At 72.8% G+C, this 16,966-nt stretch carries 19 protein-coding genes; 6 read left to right on the top strand and 13 right to left on the bottom strand.

The window, feature by feature from the left end:
• Positions 1–62 precede the first annotated feature (62 nt).
• Positions 63–1,538, top strand: a complete 1,476-nt coding sequence (locus tag BJY16_RS22290) for an FAD-dependent monooxygenase (RefSeq protein WP_185041523.1) — start codon at positions 63–65, stop codon at positions 1,536–1,538.
• On the opposite strand, the gene BJY16_RS22285 is transcribed toward BJY16_RS22290, so the two are convergent.
• Positions 1,523–2,380, bottom strand: coding sequence for a S1C family serine protease (locus BJY16_RS22285; protein ID WP_185041522.1), 858 nt, complete (start codon positions 2,378–2,380; stop codon positions 1,523–1,525). The genes BJY16_RS22290 and BJY16_RS22285 overlap by 16 nt on opposite strands.
• 154 nt (positions 2,381–2,534) lie before the next feature.
• On the opposite strand from BJY16_RS22285, the gene BJY16_RS22280 reads away from it, so the two are divergent.
• Both BJY16_RS22280 and BJY16_RS22275 read left to right on the top strand, forming a co-directional pair.
• Positions 2,535–2,858 carry a hypothetical protein gene (locus BJY16_RS22280; RefSeq protein WP_185041521.1) on the top strand — a complete coding sequence of 108 codons (324 nt, stop codon included), beginning with the start codon at positions 2,535–2,537 and terminating at the stop codon, positions 2,856–2,858.
• Positions 2,859–3,163: 305 nt separating this feature from the next.
• On the top strand, positions 3,164–3,448 hold the full coding sequence (locus BJY16_RS22275) for a peptidoglycan-binding protein (RefSeq protein ID WP_185041520.1): 285 nt from the start codon (positions 3,164–3,166) through the stop codon (positions 3,446–3,448).
• A gap of 35 nt (positions 3,449–3,483) precedes the next feature.
• Here the strand turns inward: BJY16_RS22275 and BJY16_RS22270 are convergent, their stop codons facing one another.
• Positions 3,484–4,392 (bottom strand): hypothetical protein, encoded by a 909-nt coding sequence (locus BJY16_RS22270; protein WP_185041519.1) that lies wholly within the window; start codon positions 4,390–4,392, stop codon positions 3,484–3,486.
• 45 nt (positions 4,393–4,437) lie between these two features.
• On the opposite strand from BJY16_RS22270, the gene BJY16_RS22265 reads away from it, so the two are divergent.
• Genes BJY16_RS22265 through BJY16_RS22255 form a run of 3 tightly spaced genes read left to right on the top strand, consistent with a single transcriptional unit; the run spans position 4,438 to position 6,688 of the window.
• Entirely contained in the window at positions 4,438–5,172 is a 735-nt protein-coding gene (locus tag BJY16_RS22265; protein WP_185041518.1) for a TIGR03089 family protein, read from the top strand.
• Between the two features lie 41 nt (positions 5,173–5,213).
• A complete protein-coding gene (locus BJY16_RS22260; RefSeq protein ID WP_185041517.1) occupies positions 5,214–5,816 on the top strand; it encodes a class I SAM-dependent methyltransferase in 603 nt (200 codons plus the stop codon).
• 17 nt (positions 5,817–5,833) lie between these two features.
• Complete coding sequence (locus tag BJY16_RS22255; RefSeq protein ID WP_185041516.1) at positions 5,834–6,688, top strand: alpha/beta fold hydrolase; 855 nt, start codon at positions 5,834–5,836, stop codon at positions 6,686–6,688.
• Here the strand turns inward: BJY16_RS22255 and paaE are convergent.
• The 11 genes from paaE to BJY16_RS22200 form a co-directional block, all read right to left on the bottom strand.
• Positions 6,656–7,702: a 1,2-phenylacetyl-CoA epoxidase subunit PaaE gene (paaE, locus tag BJY16_RS22250; protein ID WP_185041515.1), complete on the bottom strand. Its 1,047-nt coding sequence runs from the start codon at positions 7,700–7,702 to the stop codon at positions 6,656–6,658. The two genes, BJY16_RS22255 and paaE, sit on opposite strands and share 33 nt — an antisense overlap.
• Position 7,703: 1 nt before the next feature.
• Entirely contained in the window at positions 7,704–8,195 is a 492-nt protein-coding gene (paaD, locus tag BJY16_RS22245; RefSeq protein WP_185046601.1) for a 1,2-phenylacetyl-CoA epoxidase subunit PaaD, read from the bottom strand.
• Positions 8,189–9,010: a 1,2-phenylacetyl-CoA epoxidase subunit PaaC gene (gene paaC / locus BJY16_RS22240; RefSeq protein WP_185041514.1), complete on the bottom strand. Its 822-nt coding sequence runs from the start codon at positions 9,008–9,010 to the stop codon at positions 8,189–8,191. Before paaC ends, paaD begins: the two co-directional genes overlap by 7 nt.
• Entirely contained in the window at positions 9,010–9,306 is a 297-nt protein-coding gene (paaB, locus tag BJY16_RS22235; RefSeq protein WP_185041513.1) for a 1,2-phenylacetyl-CoA epoxidase subunit PaaB, read from the bottom strand. The genes paaC and paaB overlap by 1 nt, the downstream gene beginning before the upstream one ends.
• Positions 9,303–10,256 carry a 1,2-phenylacetyl-CoA epoxidase subunit PaaA gene (gene paaA, locus BJY16_RS22230; protein WP_185041512.1) on the bottom strand — a complete coding sequence of 318 codons (954 nt, stop codon included), beginning with the start codon at positions 10,254–10,256 and terminating at the stop codon, positions 9,303–9,305. The genes paaB and paaA overlap by 4 nt, the downstream gene beginning before the upstream one ends.
• The gene (gene paaN / locus BJY16_RS22225) at positions 10,253–11,935 is read right to left on the bottom strand and encodes a phenylacetic acid degradation protein PaaN (RefSeq protein ID WP_185041511.1); all 1,683 of its coding nucleotides are present in this window, start codon (positions 11,933–11,935) and stop codon (positions 10,253–10,255) included. The genes paaA and paaN overlap by 4 nt, the downstream gene beginning before the upstream one ends.
• A 277-nt stretch (positions 11,936–12,212) precedes the next feature.
• A complete protein-coding gene (locus BJY16_RS22220) occupies positions 12,213–13,229 on the bottom strand; it encodes a Gfo/Idh/MocA family protein (RefSeq protein WP_185041510.1) in 1,017 nt (338 codons plus the stop codon).
• Entirely contained in the window at positions 13,226–14,044 is an 819-nt protein-coding gene (locus BJY16_RS22215; RefSeq protein ID WP_185041509.1) for an ATP-binding cassette domain-containing protein, read from the bottom strand. Before BJY16_RS22215 ends, BJY16_RS22220 begins: the two co-directional genes overlap by 4 nt.
• 1 nt (position 14,045) lies before the next feature.
• Positions 14,046–15,101: an ABC transporter permease gene (locus BJY16_RS22210; RefSeq protein WP_185041508.1), complete on the bottom strand. Its 1,056-nt coding sequence runs from the start codon at positions 15,099–15,101 to the stop codon at positions 14,046–14,048.
• Positions 15,098–16,075, bottom strand: a complete 978-nt coding sequence (locus BJY16_RS22205; protein WP_185041507.1) for a sugar ABC transporter substrate-binding protein — start codon at positions 16,073–16,075, stop codon at positions 15,098–15,100. The genes BJY16_RS22210 and BJY16_RS22205 overlap by 4 nt, the downstream gene beginning before the upstream one ends.
• Positions 16,072–16,965 carry a sugar phosphate isomerase/epimerase family protein gene (locus tag BJY16_RS22200; protein ID WP_185041506.1) on the bottom strand — a complete coding sequence of 298 codons (894 nt, stop codon included), beginning with the start codon at positions 16,963–16,965 and terminating at the stop codon, positions 16,072–16,074. The genes BJY16_RS22205 and BJY16_RS22200 overlap by 4 nt, the downstream gene beginning before the upstream one ends.
• Position 16,966: the final 1 nt, after the last annotated feature.

Here is a 16,966-nt window from a genome sequence, read left to right as displayed (position 1 = left end):
CACCGGACAGAACTGAGGACCACGATGCGCGGCCATCTTCGTACGGGAAAAGGGGTTTTATCATGTCTTTTGATGTTGTGATCGTCGGGGGTGGGCCCAACGGCCTCATGCTCGCCTGCGAACTCGCCCTCAACGGCGTCCGCCCGCTGCTCCTGGAGCGCCGCACCGGCCCGTCCACCGAGCAGCGCGCCAACGGCCTGGTCGGCCAGATCGTGCCGATGCTGCACCGGCGCGGCCTCTACGAGCGGCTGACCGGCCGCCCCGGCGGGCCGGAACCGGCGCCGGGTCACGTGTTCGGCGCTTTCGCCCTGCACCTGGCCGGGATCTCGGACAACCCGATGCACATCCTGCTCGCGCCGCAGCAGAAGATCGAATCGATGCTCGCCGAGCGCGCCGCCGAACTGGGCGTGCAGGTCCGCAGTGGACACGAGCTGACCGGTCTGGATCAGAAGGACGACCGGGTGGTGGCGGACGTGACCGGCCCGGACGGCGCCTACCGGATCGAGGCCCGCTATCTCGTCGGGGCCGACGGCGGGCGCAGCGTGACCCGGAAGCTGACCGGTTTCGCCTTCCCCGGCGTCACCGACGACCACTCGGTGTCGCGCACCGCCGTGGTCGACGTGCCCGCCGAGCTGCTCGATCCGGAGACCGGCGGCCTGCTGATTCCCGGGTACGGCCGGGTGCCGCCGTTCCAGCACCACCGCACCGAGCGTGGCATGGTGGCCTTCGCGCCGTTCCCGGATGGGCGGAAACTGATCACTGTCGCGACCACCGCGCGGCCGGCCGGCGACGCACCGGTGACGCTGGCCGAGGTGCTCGACACGCTGCACTACGTGCTCGGCGTCGCGGTGCCACTGCGGCCGCCGACCGGTCCGGAACCGCACACCCTGCGCCGGCTCGCCGGCGGCAACAGCCGGATCGCCGACCACTACCGCAGGGGCCGGGTCATCCTGCTCGGCGACGCCGCCCACGTGCACTCGGCGATCGGCGGTCCGGGCCTCAACCTGGGCCTGCAGGACGCGATCAACCTGGGCTGGAAGCTGGCGGCGCAGGTTCACCACCGGGCGCCGGCCGGGTTGCTGGACACCTACGAGTCGGAGCGCCGGCCGGTGGCCGAGCGGGTGGTGATGCACACCCAGGCGCAGAGTGTGCTGGCCGGGCCGGGGCCGGCGGTGACCGCGCTGCGCGCGCTCTTCGCCGAGTTGCTGGAGGAGGAGGCCGTGGTCCGGCGTCTGGCCGCGTTGATCGCGGGGACGGATTTCCGGTACGACGGGGTGGCCGGTCTCGCCCCGGATCTCGGCGCCCTGACCCACGCCGGCCGGCCGTTGCTGGTGGACAACACCGGAACCCTGGCCGGGACGGTCGCGCCGTGGCGGGACCGGGTGGAGCTGGTCACCGCGTCGCTGCCGTCCGGGACCGCGATGCTGGTCCGGCCGGACACCTACGTGGCCTGGTCGTCGGATGATCCGGTGCCGGACACCGAGGGGCTGGTGACCGCGCTGACCCGCTGGTTCGGTGGTCCTCAGCTGTCGATCTGAGCCTGGAGCTGCTTGACCACGCCGGCCACGGTGCCGGACGGGATCGCGAAGCCGAGCCCGACGCTGCCAGTGCTCTCCCCGGCGGTGGCGATCGCGACGTTGATCCCGACCAGCTGGCCGGCGGTGTCGACCAGCGCGCCGCCCGAGTTGCCCTGGTTGATCGCGGCGTCGGTCTGCAGCAGCCCGGTGAGGGTCTCCTCGCCGGTGCTCAGGCTGCGGTCCTTGGCGGAGAGGATGCCCGAGGTGACGGTGCCCTCCAGGCCGAGCGGCGCGCCGAAGGCCAGCACCGTGTCGCCGACCGCGACGCTGTCGTCGGCGGCGAAGGTGACCGGGGTCAGCCCGGACAGCCCGGTGGCCTGGACCAGGGCCAGGTCGTGGACGCTGTCCGCGGCGACCACCTTGGCCGGGACCGTCTCGCCGGTGGAGAGCCGCACGCTGACCGTGCCGGTCGAGGCGATCACGTGGTTGTTGGTGAGGATCAGGCCGTCGGCGCCGATCACCACGCCGGAGCCGAGCGACGACTCGCGGGCCCCGTCGACCAGGACGGTCACGATGCTCGGCTGCACCTTCGCCACGACCGGGGCGAGCTCGTCGTCCTCGGTCACCGTGGTGGCGGCGACGGTGCTGCCGGTCGCGGTGCTCACCGCGGCGGCCGGGGTCCCGTCCAGGTACTTCTCGGTGAGGAACGCGCCGGCCGTGCCGCCGCCACCGACCAGGACCAGGACCGCGGCGCCCCCGGCGAGCCGGCGCTTCCAGCGCGGGTCGCGCGGCGGGGCGACCATCACCGGCGCGATGTGGGTGACGTAGGGGTGCTCGGCGAGGCGGTTCAGCGGATCACTCATGGGATCCAAGGTCGCTCCGGAAATTGTCCCCGGGCGGTGAGCGGTCTGTGACTTCGCTGTGCGCCCGCGGCGTGCCGGACCGGTCCGGGCGGTGCGATGGTCTACCGTCCCTCGAGTGATTTCTGGGCGAATTATCGGTTCTGTTGGCTTTGCCGTGCTGGCGCTGGGCGCGGTGGCGGGATGTTCCGAGCCGGCGCCGGTCTGGCTGGAGGGACGCGCCTACCCGTCCGCCTCCGCCGGGGCCCGGTCCGGCCCGGCGGCGGCGCCGGGGAGTCCGGACCGGTTCGTCGCGGCCATCCGGCGGGAGCTGCCGGAGCTGGCGCTGGACCGGCGGGACGAGGAGATCGCCGATCTCGGCCTCGACGCCTGCTCGCCGGCCGCGGCGGGGCGGCAGGACGAGCTGACCGCCTCCGGGGTCTCGGCCGCCCAGGCCCGGCGGCTGCGTGAGGTCGCCCTCACCGACCTCTGCCCCCGCTGAAAAGCTGCCCGAGCCGGGTCCCTCCCCGGCCGGGTCCCTGGACCCGCGGCGTCGGGTCGGACGGCTGGCCCGGCGGGCCGTTGTCCCGGCTGCACCCCGAGCCGGCCGGACCCGACCCCGAGCGGCGTGACCTGCGGGGACTCCGGGTCCACCCGGAGCCGGTGGCTCGGCCGGTAGTCCTTGCGGACGGCCGAACCGATCGGCCGAAAGTAAGAGGGGCGCACAGGGGATCGAGCCCCTCGGCAGATGTCAGGCACAGCGGAAATTCCGATCCTGGAATCACGAAGCGAATCCGGGAGGTAACGATGACCGCACGAGGAATGCTCACCGTGGTCGGCTCCGCCGTCGGCGGCCTGATCGGCTGGTCCGACACCCCGCCCACCGCGGACCCGGAAAGCCTGCGCGCGCACTTCGCCGACTTCGGCGTCCAGGTCGGCCCGGACCCGGCCGAGCTCATCGAGGCGGTCCGCGCCTTCCAGACCCGGGTCGGCATCGACCCCGACGGCGAGGCCGGCCCGGAGACGGTCCACCTGCTCGCCCACTACGCCCGCGAGGCCCGCGCCCTGGCCGCCTTCCGCAGCGCGGCCTGACCACCGTCACCGCCCGCCGGCCAAAGCGCCGCGGCCTACCGGTCGTCGCCGCCCGGTGGCCAGTCCGTGGCGTGTGCGGCGACCAAAGCGGACCAGGCAGCGGAGCCGCCGCGGAGCGGCCAGGCCCGGGTCCGTGCCGGGGCGGCGTCGGCGTCCCGCAGCTCACCGGCGAGCCGGTCGCCGAGATCGGGAACGAAGCCGGCCCAGGGCTGGACCGTCGCGGTCAGGTAGCGCTCCACCGCCTCCTCGGCCTCCCGGGCCGCCACCGCCGGTCTGACCGTCGCCAGGCCGAGCAGCGGCGGCTCCCGGTCCTCGGCGATCGCCGCGACCAGGCGGTCGTGGCCGTCCAGCACGACATGGCACTCCAGGGCACTGAGCCACCAGAGCAGGACCGGCGGGAGGACCCCGGCGCGGGCCTGTTTCCGGTACGCCTTGACCCGCCCGGCGTCCGGGGCGGACAGGTCACGCAGCGGCAGCACCCGCCACAGCCCGGCCTGCGAGATCCAGTCCAGCTCGTCCCGGTCCGGGGCGCACAGCAGCTCAGCCCAGCGCCGGGCGACCGGCATGCTCCCGGGCCGGACCGCCAGCCTGCGAACGGCCGAGCTGAGCAGCCACTGACCGGTGTAGAGCGGGCCGTCCGGAGAGGCGAGCAGTTCAGTGGCCAGGTGGTGCGCCCACCGGGCGTACCAGGAATCGTCCTCTTCCTCGAAGCGGTCCGCAGGCGTGCGCAGCGGCCCGATCGGCGAGCGGAACCGACCGGTGCGCAGATAGTCGGCGCCGGACCAGTCGCCCTCGACGCGTCCGAAGAGGACCGGGCCGGCGGGCTGGCGCAGCACGAAACGCTTGCGGCCGGCGGCTTCGATCCGCAGGGCCGGGCGGACCGGGCCGCGGACGTCGAGGCGGACGCCACCGGGGGCGGGATGGCGGGTCGCGGTCGCGGTCATCACCCCATCGTGGGACACCGCCGCCCGGTCTCGGTAGGTTGGCCGATGATGAGCGTTGAGCAGCGGACCGTCGAGTTGATCACCTACTACGACGACGCCCGCGGGGAGCGCGTCGGGCTGACCGCGGCCGAGCTGGGCCGGTGGAGCGCGGCGACCGCGGCGCTGCTGGCCGACGAGTGCGGGCTGGCCGCCGGGAGCCGGGCCGGGGTGCTGCTGCCGCCGCACTGGCAGACGGCGGTGGTGCTGCTCGGCGCGTGGGCGGCCGGGCTCGAGGTGTCGTTCCGTGGCTGGGGGCCGGCCGGGTTGAGCGGAAGCCGAGGGGACGCGGCCGGGCCGGGCACGGGCGGTGCGGAGCTGGACGTGACGTTCGTCGAGCGGCGCCGGGTGGGCAGCTGGCTGGACGAGGTGCCGGCGGCGCGGCACCGGTTCGTGCTCGGGGCGGGGGCTGACGACGTACCGGAGGATTACCGTGATTTCCTGCCCGCGGTGCGCGCGCATCTCGGCGCGGCCCCGCCGCGGGATCGGGTCCGGCTCGATGAGCCGGCCGCGACGGACGGGACCACCTTCGGTGCATACGGCGCGGTTGCCGCGGAGGTCGCCCGGTCGCGCGGTCTGCGGCGGGGTGACCGGGTGCTGATCGACGCGGCCGCCTCGGAGGAGCCGCTGATCTGGCTGCTGGCACCGCTGACCGCCGGGGCGTCGATCGTGCTCTGCGCCGGGCTTGATCGGTCGCGCCGGGACGAGCGGATCGCGGCCGAGGGCGTGACATGCGTGTTCTGATCTTCTTCCACTGTGGAAGGTCTGGGCGGTAGCGTGCGCCCATGGAGGTTTTCGATCAACTCGCTGAGAAATACCAGGGCGAGCACAGCCATAATCCGTTCCAGACAGCGCTGATCGAGAAGGTCAGCGCGCTGCTTCCGGCCGCTGCCTCGGTGCTCGATCTGGGCTGCGGCACCGGCGTCCCGACCGCCCAGCTCCTGACCGATGACGGTCATCGGGTGGTCGGGGTGGACATCGCCGAGGGGATGCTGCGGCTGGCCCGCGAGCAGGTGCCCGCGGCCGAGTTCGTGCACGGCAACTTCGCCGAGCTGCCCGCCGACTTCGGGAGGTTCGAGGCGGTCACCGCGTTCTTCTCGCTGCTCATGCTGAGCAAGGCGGAGATCGAGCGCACTCTCGACAAGGTCGCGGGCTGGCTGCAGCCGGGCGGTCACTTCGCGATCGGCATGGTCAACTTCGACGCGGACAGCATCCCGATCGAGTTCATGGGCGTCCCGGTGACCGTGTCCGGTTACCTGGAGCCGGATCTGAAGGCGGTCCTGGAGGCGCACGGCTTCACCGTGGAGAGCATCGAGACGGTCTTCTTCACGCCGACCGACGGGCCGCAGGAGAGCCAGATCTTCGCGCTGGCCCGGCTCCGGGACTAAGCCGCTAGGGTCGGGGCGTGCCGAGTTACTCCGGATCTGACGGAACGCCCCTGCACTACGACGACCACGGACCCGCTGACCGGCCGCCGGTGATCGTGCTGGCCGGCGGCGCGGCCAGGCACCCGGACTACCTGGGTGACCTGGCCGGGCTGACCGGGCGGCACCGCCTCGTGGTCCCGCACCTGCGCGGGGTCGGCCGCTCCCCGGCCGGGCCGTCCGGCTCCTACTGGGACCAGGCCGACGACCTCGACGAGCTGCGCCGGCACCTGGGCCGGGACCGGCTGGTGATCGCCGGACATTCCGCCGGGACCCGGCTGGCGACCGCCTATGCCGCCCGGTTCCCGGAGCGGGTGGCCGGCTTGGCGCTGATCACGCCGCCCGCCACCCACCTGGTCGACACGCCGCCGGACGCCGAGGAGCTGATCGCCCGCCGCCGGGGCGAGCCGGTCTTCGACGCCGCCGCGGCGGCCGCGAAGGCCGGACCGGACCTGTCCGGCGCGGAGGCCTTCGCCGCCTGGTTCCGGGTGTGCGCGCCCCTCGGCTACGCCGCCTGGGGTCCGGCCGAGCAGGCGCACGCCGCGGTCGGCGAGTTCGCGCTGCCGGCCATGGTGGCGTTCTTCAGCGTGCCGCCGCCGGCCGATTTCGCCGCCCGCCTGGGCCGGGTGACCGCCCCGGTGCTGGTCGTCGCCGGCGCCGAGGACTGCCTGACCGGGCTGGCCCCGGTGGTCGCGCTGGCCGGCCTCTTCCCGGCCGGCCGGGCCGAGGTGCTGCCGAAGTGCGGCCATTACCCGTGGGTGGAGCGGCCGGACGAGTTCCGGCTCGTCCTCGACGAGTATCTGTCACTCGTCGAAGTCGACCACCACCTTGGCTGACGCGGCCGTGCTCTGACAGGTCAGCACGAACCCGGCGGCCAGCTCGGCCGGCTCCAGCGCGAAGTTGCGCCGCATCGTCACCTCGCCCTCGACCACCCGGGCGCGGCAGGTCCCGCACACCCCGCCCTTGCAGGCGAACGGCAGGTCCGGCCGGGACCGCTGCACCCCGTCCAGCAGGGTGACGCCCTCCTCGACGGTGACCGTGGTGGCCCGGCCGTCCAGGTGCACGGTGACCTCGCTGCTCGGGCCGTGCGACTCGGCCTCGGGACGGACCGGCTCGGGCGGCGCCTCGTCCACCCAGAACAGCTCCCGGTGGATCCGCTCCGGCGCCACCCCGGCCTCGCCGAGCACCTCGGTCGCGTCGGTCACCATGCCGAACGGCCCGCACAGCCACCAGTGGTCGACCGCCGGGACGTCGATCAGCGCCGGCAGCAGGGCGCGCAGCCGGGCCGCGTCGAGCCGGCCGGAGAACAGGTCGGCCTCGCGCGGCTCCCGGGACAGCACGTGCACCAGCTCCAGCCGGGCCGGGTAGCGGTCCTTGAGGTCGGCGAGCTCTTCGGCGAACATCACCGTCTCGGCCCGGCGGTTGCCGTAGAGCAGGGTCACCTCGGTGTCCGGGCGGCGCAGCAGCGAGGCCACCATGGACAGCACCGGGGTGATCCCGGAACCGGCCGCGATCAGCACGTGCCGGCCGCCGGTGGCCAGGTCGGGGGTGAACGTGCCGGACGGCGGCGCCACCTCGACCTCGTCGCCGGGCCGCAGCTCATGGACGATCCAGCTGGACACCGCGCCGCCGGGCACCTCCCGCACGCCGATCCGCGGCGCGGCGCCGGCCGGCGCGCAGATCGAATAGGTGCGGCGCTCGCCGGCCCGGCGGACGGTCAGCGACTGGCCGGGCCGGAAGGCGAACCGGTCGGCCAGGTCGGGTGGCACGGCCAGGGTGACCGCCACGGCGTCCGGGCAGAGCCGGTCGACCGCGGCGACCCGCAGCGCGTGGAACTCGCCGATCGCCACCTCAGATCTCCTTCATGTGCTCGAACGGCTCCCGGCAGGCCGGGCAGCGGCGCAGCTCGCGGCAGGCGGTCGCGCCGAACGCGGCGACCGCCTCGGTCTCCGCGGCCCCGCAGCGCGGGCAGTGGACCGCGGACGACCGGGGGGTCAGGGTGAGCGGGATCGGCCCGGCACCCCGGCGCGGCGCCGCGCCGGGCGGCGCGATGCCGGCCTCGGCCAGCTTGCGGCGGCCGCTCTCGCTGATCCAGTCGGTGGTCCAGGCGGGCGCCAGCACGGTACGCACCTCGACCGTCCCGAACCCGGCCCGGCGCAGCGCGGTGGCGATGTCGGCCCGGATGCTCTCCATCGCCGGGCAGCCCGAGTAGGTCGGGGTGATCGTCACGACCACCCCGTCGCCGTCCTGCCGCACCTCGCGCACGATGCCCAGCTCGGCCAGGGTGACCATGGGCAGCTCCGGGTCGGTGACGGTGCCGACCACGGCCTGCGCGTTCACCAGGACCCGCCCGGGACGGCGCGGGCCAGCTGCTGCATCTCGGCGAGGATCTCGGTCAGCGCCGCGGTGTGCTCGTCGCGCCGGCCCGATCCGGCCGGGATCGGCGGCGCCGGGACGGTCGCCGCGGTGAGCACCTGGGCGAGCACCGCGTCACACTCGGCGCGCAGCCCGGCATCGCCGTCGAACAGCTCGTCGATCAGCGGAGCCACCGCGGTCATCGCCGCGACCATCCGCTCGTGCGACAACTCGGTGCCGTCGCCGAGCCGGACCACCCACTGGGCGGCGTAGTCCCGGTGGTAGGTGATCTCCTTGACGCCTTTCGCCGCGATCGCGGCGAGCACCGGGTCGGGGTCGGCGGTCAGCCGGTCGAAGAGCGCCAGCCGCCAGGTCGCGAAGACCAGCAGCCGGGCCACCAGGTGCGCGAAGTCGGCGTCGGCGACCTCGGCGAGCCGCACGTTGCGGAACTCGTGCGGCTCCCGCCGGTACGCCAGATCGTCCTCGTCCCGCCCGGCCCCCTCGGCCTCGCCGGCCCGGGTGAGCAGCAGCCGGGCCTGGCCGAGCAGGTCCAGCCCGATGTTGGCCAGGGCCAGCTCGTCCTCCAGCTCGGGCGCCCGGGTCACCCACTGCTGCAGCCGGTGCGACATGATCAGGGCGTCGTCGCCGAGCGCCAGGCAGCGGGCGAACAGCCCGGCCCGGTCCACCCCGTCCGGGATCTCCGCGGGCACGCCGTGGAGCGGGTCGGTGAAGCCGGTCCCGTACGCCCAGCGGGCGTCGTCATCGTGGTCGGTCAGCGCGCCGTACGCGTCGTCGAAGGCCATCAGATGTGCGGAACCGAATCGGGGATGGCGTAGTACGTCGGGTGCCGGTACACCTTGTCGGCGCTCGGCTCGAACAGCGCCGCCTTCTCCTCGGGATCGCTGGCCACCACGTCGTCGGAGCGCACCACCCAGATGCTGACCCCCTCGTTGCGCCGGGTGTAGAGATCCCGCGCGTGGTGCACCGCCATCCGGTGGTCGGCGGCCCGCAGCGAGCCCACGTGCACGTGGTTGAGCCCGCGCTTGGCCCGTACGAACACCTCGAACAACGGCCACTCGTGCCGGACGTCCTCGCTCATGATCCACTCCTGTGTTTCGCCGCGTGCGCGGCAGCGGCCTCGCGCACCCACGCCCCGTCGCTGTCCGCCTGCTTGCGCCGCTCGATCCGCTGCCGGTTCAGCGGCCCGTCCCCGGTGATCACCCGCTTCAGCTCGGACCAGTCCGGTTCGCCGAAGTCGTGGCTCTGCCGGTCCTCGTTCCACCGCAGGTCCGGGTCGGGCAGGGTGACGCCCAGCGCCTGCGCCTGCGGCACGGTCATGTCGACGAAACGCTGCCGCAGCTCGTCGTTGCTGTGCCGTTTGATCTTCCAGGCCATCGAACGGGCCGAGTTCGGCGAGTCGCCGTCCGGCGGGCCGAACATCATCAGCGACGGCCACCACCAGCGGTTCACCGCGTCCTGCACCATGTCGCGCTGGGCCGGCGTGCCGCCCATCATGGTCATCAGCAGCTCGTAGCCCTGCCGCTGGTGGAAGGACTCCTCCTTGCAGATCCGGATCATCGCCCGCGCGTACGGGCCGTAGGAGCTGCGGCAGAGCGGGACCTGGTTGCAGATCGCCGCGCCGTCGACCAGCCAGCCGATCACCCCGACGTCGGCGAAGCTCAGCGTCGGATAGTTGAAGATCGACGAGTACTTCTGCCGGCCCTCGATCAGCCGCCGGGTCAGGTCACCCCGGTCGGCGCCGAGCGTCTCGGCGGCCGAGTAGAGGTAGAGGCCGTGGCCGGCCTCGTCCTGCACCTTGGCCAGCAGGATCGCCTTGCGCCGCAGGGTCGGGGCACGGGTGATCCACTCGCCCTCCGGCTGCATGCCGATGATCTCGGAGTGGGCGTGCTGGGCGATCTGCCGGATCAGCGTCTGCCGGTAGCCGTCCGGCATCCAGTCCCGCGGCTCGACCCGCTGGTCACGGGCGATGGTCTCGGTGAAGACGGCCTCGCCGGTCCGCGCCGGGCCGGCCGCCGCGGAGCCGCTCATGACGCGTCCGGGCAGTGACGCCGGGACTGCAGCGTGAAGAACCGGCCGGCGACGAAATAGTCGTCGGTGAGCGACGCGGTCGCCGCCGGATTCGCCCCCGTCCCGTGCAGATCGCTGAACGCGGCCGTCTGATTCACGAAAACTCCTCCAGTCAGGTTCTCCGACAGGTGCACCCCGGCGTCCAGCGCCGCCTCCCGGGCCGCCGCCAGCACCGCCGGCGACGACGAGTGCACCAGCGCGGTCAGCGCCCCGTGCGCCCGCACCGTCTCGGTGAGGATCCGCAGGCTGTGCCCGGTCGAGTCGGTGGTGATCAGGAACGACACCGGCCCGAACCACTCCCGGGTGTACGTCTTCTCGTCGGCCGCGTCCAGGCGCAGCACCACCGGCGTCCGGATGGTGGCCCCCGGGAACTGCTCGTCGGTCACCGGTGCCGACGGGTGCACCACCCCCGGCGACCCGGCCGCCTCGGTCAGCCGGGCCAGCACGCCGTCGTTGACGATCGCGCCGAGCGTGCCGGCCGCCCGTTTCGGGTCGCCGAGCAGCTTGTCGAGCGCGGTGGCCAGGTCGGCGCCGAACTCCTCCGGCGTGCGCCGGCCCTGGTCGGTGTCGATGCCGTCGCGCGGGATCAGCAGGTTCTGCGGGGTGGTGCACATCTGTCCGCTGTAGAGCGACAGCGAGAACGCCAGGTTGCGCAGCAGGCCCCGGTAGTCGTCGGTGGAGTCGAGCACGACCGTGTTCAGCCCGGCCTTCTCGGTGTAGACGACCGCCTGCCGCGCGTTCGCCTCCAGCCAGTCGCCGAACGAGCTGGACCCGGTGAAGTCGACGATCCGCACGTCCGGATGGGTGGCCAGGGTGGCCGCGATGCCGTCGCCGGGCTCCTCGGCGGCGAGGGTGACCACGTCCGGGCTGATCCCGGCCTCGGTCAGCACCTCGCGGCAGATCCGCACGGTGATGGCGAGCGGCAGCACCGCACCCGGGTGCGGTTTGACGATCACCGGGTTGCCGGTGACCAGGCTGGCGAACAGGCCCGGGTAGCTGTTCCAGGTCGGGAAGGTGGTGCAGCCGATGACCAGGGCGACGCCCCGGCCGACCACGGTGCCGGTCTTGGTCAGCGCGAGCGGGTCGCCGCCGCGCTGCGGCTTCGACCAGGACGCCCGGGCCGGCATCCGGGTGGTGGCGGCCAGCGCGCAGGCGATCGCCTCCAGCGCCCGGTCCTGCGCGTGCGCCCCACCGGCCTGGAAGGCCATCACGAACGCCTGGCCGGAGGTGTGCTGGACGGCGTGCGCCAGCTCGAAGATCCGCGCGTTGATCCGCTTCAGGATCTCGGCGGCGATCCCGGCACGGCCCTCCGGACCGACGGCGCGCCAGGCCGGGATGGTGGCGCGGGCCGCGGCGACCAGGGCGAGCGGGTCGGCCCGGGGGTAGCTGACGGCCAGCTCGATGCCGAACGGCGAGCGCTCGGTGGCGACGGTGCCGACCGCACCGGGCACCTCGATCGGGAACGGCTTGCCGAGCAGGGCGGCGAAGGCGCGCTCGCCGGCCGGCGCGGCGTCCTCCCCGTAGACGGCCTTGCTGGGCGACTCCGGGAACGCGGACCAGTAGTCGCGGGCGGCGGCTGCGGCGATCGCGCGCTCGAGGAGCTCGCGGTGGGTGGCGTACAGGTCTGCGGGTGCGGTCACCCCTCTTTTTTACCAACCTATCGGTCAGTTATTCAAGGAGCAGCTTCGGCCGCTCCGACGGACTTCGGACAATCGACACAACAGATGATCAAGGTGAGCAAGCCGACCAATGAGTTAACCTGGCATCAGGCGGGTAGGAATATCCCCAGCGGCCGTGGGCCGCGCGCGGGACGGATCCGCCCGGAGACCGGGTGTCATCGCCGCCAACGACGTCGGCGATGACACTCCCGCGCGCCGGTCCGCTGACCACTTCCGGTCAGTTCCTTCTTCGGTACGTTCAGCGCCCCGCGTCGTAGAGCCGGGGCCGCTCCCCCAGGTCGACCGGAACCCGCTCCCCGGTCCGCAGCGCCCGCACCGCCGCGGCAGAGACCGCCGCCGCCGCGTAACCGTCCCACGCCCCGGGCCCGTCGGGCGGCCCGCCGCCGGCCACCGCGGCGGCCCACTCGCGCAGCTCGACGTCGTAGGCCGCGCCGAACCGGTCCCGCCAGTCCCCCGGCACCGGGCTGGCCAGCCGCCCGCCCTGCCGCACCGCGATCAGCCCCGGATCGCCCAGCGACACCGTGCCGTCCTCGCCGAGGATCTCGCCGCGGATGTCGTACCCGTAGCGGACGTTCACCGAGATCTCCACGTCGATCAGCACCCGGTTCGCCAGTTCCAGCACGAGCAGCAGCGGATCGGGCAGCTCACCGGCGTTCCGGCTGGCCCGCGGCCGGAGCACGCGGACCGCGGCGACCTCGCTGCCGAACATCCAGCGCACCATGTCGATCTCGTGCACCGCGGTGTCGGTGATGATGTTGTCCGGCTGATAGAAATCGGGCACGCCCGCGTTGCGGTGCGCGCAGTGCATCATCAGCGGCGCCCCGATCAGCCCGCTGTCCAGCACCCGTTTCAGCGCCCGGTACGCGGCGTCGTACCGTCGCATGTAGCCGACCTGCACCAGCCGGCGGCCGTGCCCGGTCTCGGCCGCGACGATCCGCAGGCACGCCTCCGGCGTGGTGGCCAGCGGCTTCTCGCAGAAGACCGGCTTGCCGGCGGCGATCGCGGCGAGCACGTACTCCTCGTGCGCGCCGCCCCACGAGCAGACCAGCACGGCGTCCACCCGCGGCGAGGCGATCAGGTCGAGCCCGTCCGGGTGGGTGGCGGCGCCGAGCGGGGCGGCCACCCGGGCCGCCAGCGCGGCGTCCACATCGGTCACCGCGACCACCGTGACGCCGGCCTGGACGGTGCCCATCCGGCGGATGTGGTCGCGCCCGATCATGCCGGTGCCGATCACCCCGACCCGCAGGCCGGTCACCGGCGGTCCAGCTCGCGGGCCAGCTCGGCGAGCTCGTCGCCGCCGGCCATCTGGGTGGTCAGCTCGTCCAGGGTGACCGTGCCGCGCCGGGCGTCGAGCACCGCGGCGCCCAGCTTGAGGATCACGAAGTGGTCGCCGACCAGGTAGGCGTGCTGCGGGTTGTGGGTGATGAAGACGACCGCGAGGCCGGCGTCCCGGGCCGCCGCGATGTATTTCAGCACCACCCCGGACTGCTTGACGCCGAGCGCCGCGGTCGGCTCGTCCAGGATCAGCACCCGGGCGCCGAAGTAGACCGCCCGGGCGATCGCCACGCACTGCCGCTGACCGCCGGACAGCGTGCCGATCGGCTGGTTGATGTCGGCCACCGCGATGCCCATCTTGCGCAGCTCCTGGTCGGCGATCCGGCGCATCTCCCGGATCCGCATCCCGGCCAGCGGGTAGCGCCCGGCGACCAGCTCGGAGCCGAGGAAGAAGTTGCGCCACACCTCCATCAGCGGGACCACCGCCAAGTCCTGGTAGACGGTGGCGATGCCCAGGTCGAGCGCCTCGCGCGGCGAGCCGAACGACCGCTCCACCCGGTCCACCCGCATCGTCCCGGCGGTGTGCGGGTGCAGCCCGGAGATGATTTTGATCAGCGTCGACTTGCCCGCCCCGTTGTCGCCGAGCACGCAGGTCACCTCACCGGCCGCGGCCACCAGGTCGACGTCGCGCAGCGCCCGGATCGGGCCGTAGGACTTGCCCACGCCGATCAGTTCGACCAGGGGCTCGCCGCGCCGCAGCGCGCGGTCCGCGTGGTCGGCCAGGGTGTCGGTCACGTCAGCCCTCCTTCCCGGACGCGGCCGGCACCGGCACGGGCGGGCCGGCCGCCGGGGCGGCCGGGGCCGGCGCCGAGGACAGCCGCCTGACGTACGTGTTGACCAGCACGGCCAGCAGCAGCATGACGCCGAGGAAGGCCTTGAACCAGTTCGGGTCCCACCCCGCGTAGACGATGCCCAGACTGGTCGTACCGAAGATGAACGCTCCGATCGCGACGCCGAAGGCGTTGCCGAACCCGCCGGTGAGCAGCGTGCCGCCGACCACCGCGGCGATGATGTAGAGGAACTCGTTGCCCACGCCGTTGCCGGCCTGCAGCGTGTTGAACCGGTAGAGCAGGTGCATGCCGACGAACCAGCCGAGGAACGACACCGTCATGAACAGCCCGATCTTGGTGCGGACCACCGGCACGCCGACCGCGCGGGCGCTGTCCGCCGCGCCGCCGACCGCGTAGATCCAGTTGCCGATCCGGGCGCGCTGCAGGGTCCAGGCGGCCAGCGCGACGAAGAGCGCCCACCACAGCACGGTGATCCAGACGGTCGCCGCGCCGAGCGGGAAGCTCCAGGCGAAGACCTTCTGCAGCGAGGTGAACCCGTCGATCGCGCTGATGTCGCGGCTCGACACCGACCCGGTGACCAGCTTGGTCACCCCGAGGTTGGCACCCTGCAGGACGAAGAAGGTGCCCAGCGTGACCAGGAAACTGGGTATCCCGGTGCGCATCACCAGCCATCCGTTGAGGAAGCCGACCAGCAGGCAGAACGCCAGCGACAGGAGCGCGCCGGCCCACAGGTTGACGCCCAGGTACCAGCAGAACATCGAGTTCACCAGCCCGGCGCTGATGGTGATCACGCCGGCCGACAGGTCGAACTCGCCGCCGATCATCAGCAGGCCGACGCCGACCGCGACGATGCCGATCGTCGACGACTGGTACAGCACCGTGCAGAACGCCGCCATCGAGCGGAACGACGGCGCCACCACCAGGAAGAACACGAAGATCACCAGGGCTGCCGCGAGCGCGCCCGCCTCGGGGCGCGCCAGCAGCCGGAGCGACCGCCTCACCGGGTGTTCTTCTCGGTGAACGGCAGGATCTTCTCGATGTTCGCCGAGTCCACGAAGGACGGCCCGGTCAGCACCGGTTTGCCGCCGCCGATGTCGTTGCCGTTCTTCAGGTAGAGGTAGAGCGAGCTGACCGCCAGGTAGCCCTGCACGTAGGGCTGCTGGTCGATGGCGAACTCGACCTGGCCGTCCTTGATCCGCTTGGCGATCTCCGGGTTCAGGTCGAAGGTGGACACCTTGGCCGTGGACGACGACTGCTGCTTGGCGTTGATCGCGTCCAGAGCGACCTGGGCGTTCAGCGCGACCACGTAGTCGATCGACTTGTCCTGCGCCAGCTTGGCCTGCAGGGTGGTCGTCACGGCGCTGTCGTCGGCCCCGTTCACCTGGATGTTCTCGGTGCCCGGGACGGCGCTCTTGACGCCGGCGCAGCGGGCCTCCAGGGCCACCGAGCCGGTCTGGTGGATCACGCAGAGCGGGTGTTTGACGCCCTGGGCGGCGATCCGCTTGCCGACACTGGTGCCGGCCAGCGACTCGTCGGAGCCGAAGTACATCAGCGCGCCGAGCTTCTGGTACTGGTCGATGCCGGCGTTCAGGCCGACCACCGGGATGCCCGCGGTGCCGGCCGACTTGACCGCGCCGGCCAGGGCGTCCGGGGTGACCAGGGTGGTGGCGATCCCGCTGACCTTGGCGTCGACCGCGCTCTGGATCAGCTGGGCCTGTTTGGCGGCGTCCGGGTCGTTGGAGTACTTCAGCGTCACGCCGGTGTCCTTGGCGGCCTGCTCGGCGCCGGCCCGGACCTTGTCCCAGAAGGTGTCCCCGGGCGTCTCGTGGGTCACGAAGGCGACCGTGTAACCGGAGCTGCCGGCGGCGTTGCCGCCACCGCTGTCACTGTCGGCCTTGCCGTCGTCGCGACCGCCGCTGCTGCACGCGGCGAGGGAGAGGACTGCCACGGCGGCCGCGGCGAGAAATGGCCTCATGTGTCGAAATCTCCTGTCTCCTCGAGGTATCTGCGGGTATGGATCGCGATCGGCAACGGGATGTCGAAGTCCACCGGGTACATGTCCTGCTCGACCACGCAGAAGAGGTCGGTGTCCAGGGCGGCGAGGGCGGCCAGCACCGCGGGCATGTCGGGTGCGCCGGCCGGTGGCGCGACGCTCACCCCCAGCCGGACGGCTTGAGCGAAGGCGAGATCTTCGGCTTCCGCACGGAGGGCCAGTTCCGGGTCCATCTGCTTGAGATGGACATATCCAATTCGCGATGGATATTTCTGGATGAGTCCGATGATGTCGGCGCGGCGATACGCCAGGTGCCCGACGTCCAGGCACAACGACACGAAGCGCGGATCGGTCCCGTCCAGGAACCGCTCCACCTGCGCCTGGTTCTCCACCTGGTAGTCCGCGTGCGGATGGAACCGCAGGCTGAGCCCGTACTCCTCGGCGAGCATCCGGCCCAGAATGTCGGTATGGGACAGAAGGTCGCGCCACTGGGTGTCGCTCAGCGTGGACGCCTCCAGATACCCGCCGGTCGCGTCGTCCCGGTAACCGGGCACCGGCACGAACACCACGTCGCGGCCACCGGCGGCGCGGGTCAGCTCAGCGACGCGCCGGGTCTCCGCCAGCACGGCGGGAAGGTCGCGGTGCGGTCCGCCCACCCCGCCGACCGTCCCGGCCGCACACCGCAGCCCGCGCCCGGCCAGCTCGTCGGCCAGCCGCGCCGGATCGGTCGGCAGATAGCCGTAGGGGCCGAGCTCCAGCCAGCGGTAACCGGCCTCGGCCAGCTCGTCGAGGAACCGGGACCACGGGGTCTGCGCCGGGTCGTCGGCGTACCAGACACCCCACGAGTCGGGACAGCTGCCCAGCCGCAGCATG

The organism is Actinoplanes octamycinicus, from assembly GCF_014205225.1.
Classification (GTDB): Bacteria; Actinomycetota; Actinomycetes; order Mycobacteriales; family Micromonosporaceae; genus Actinoplanes; species Actinoplanes octamycinicus.
Note: the sequence above shows the minus strand (reverse complement) of the source record. Positions and strands in the feature narration are given on the sequence as shown.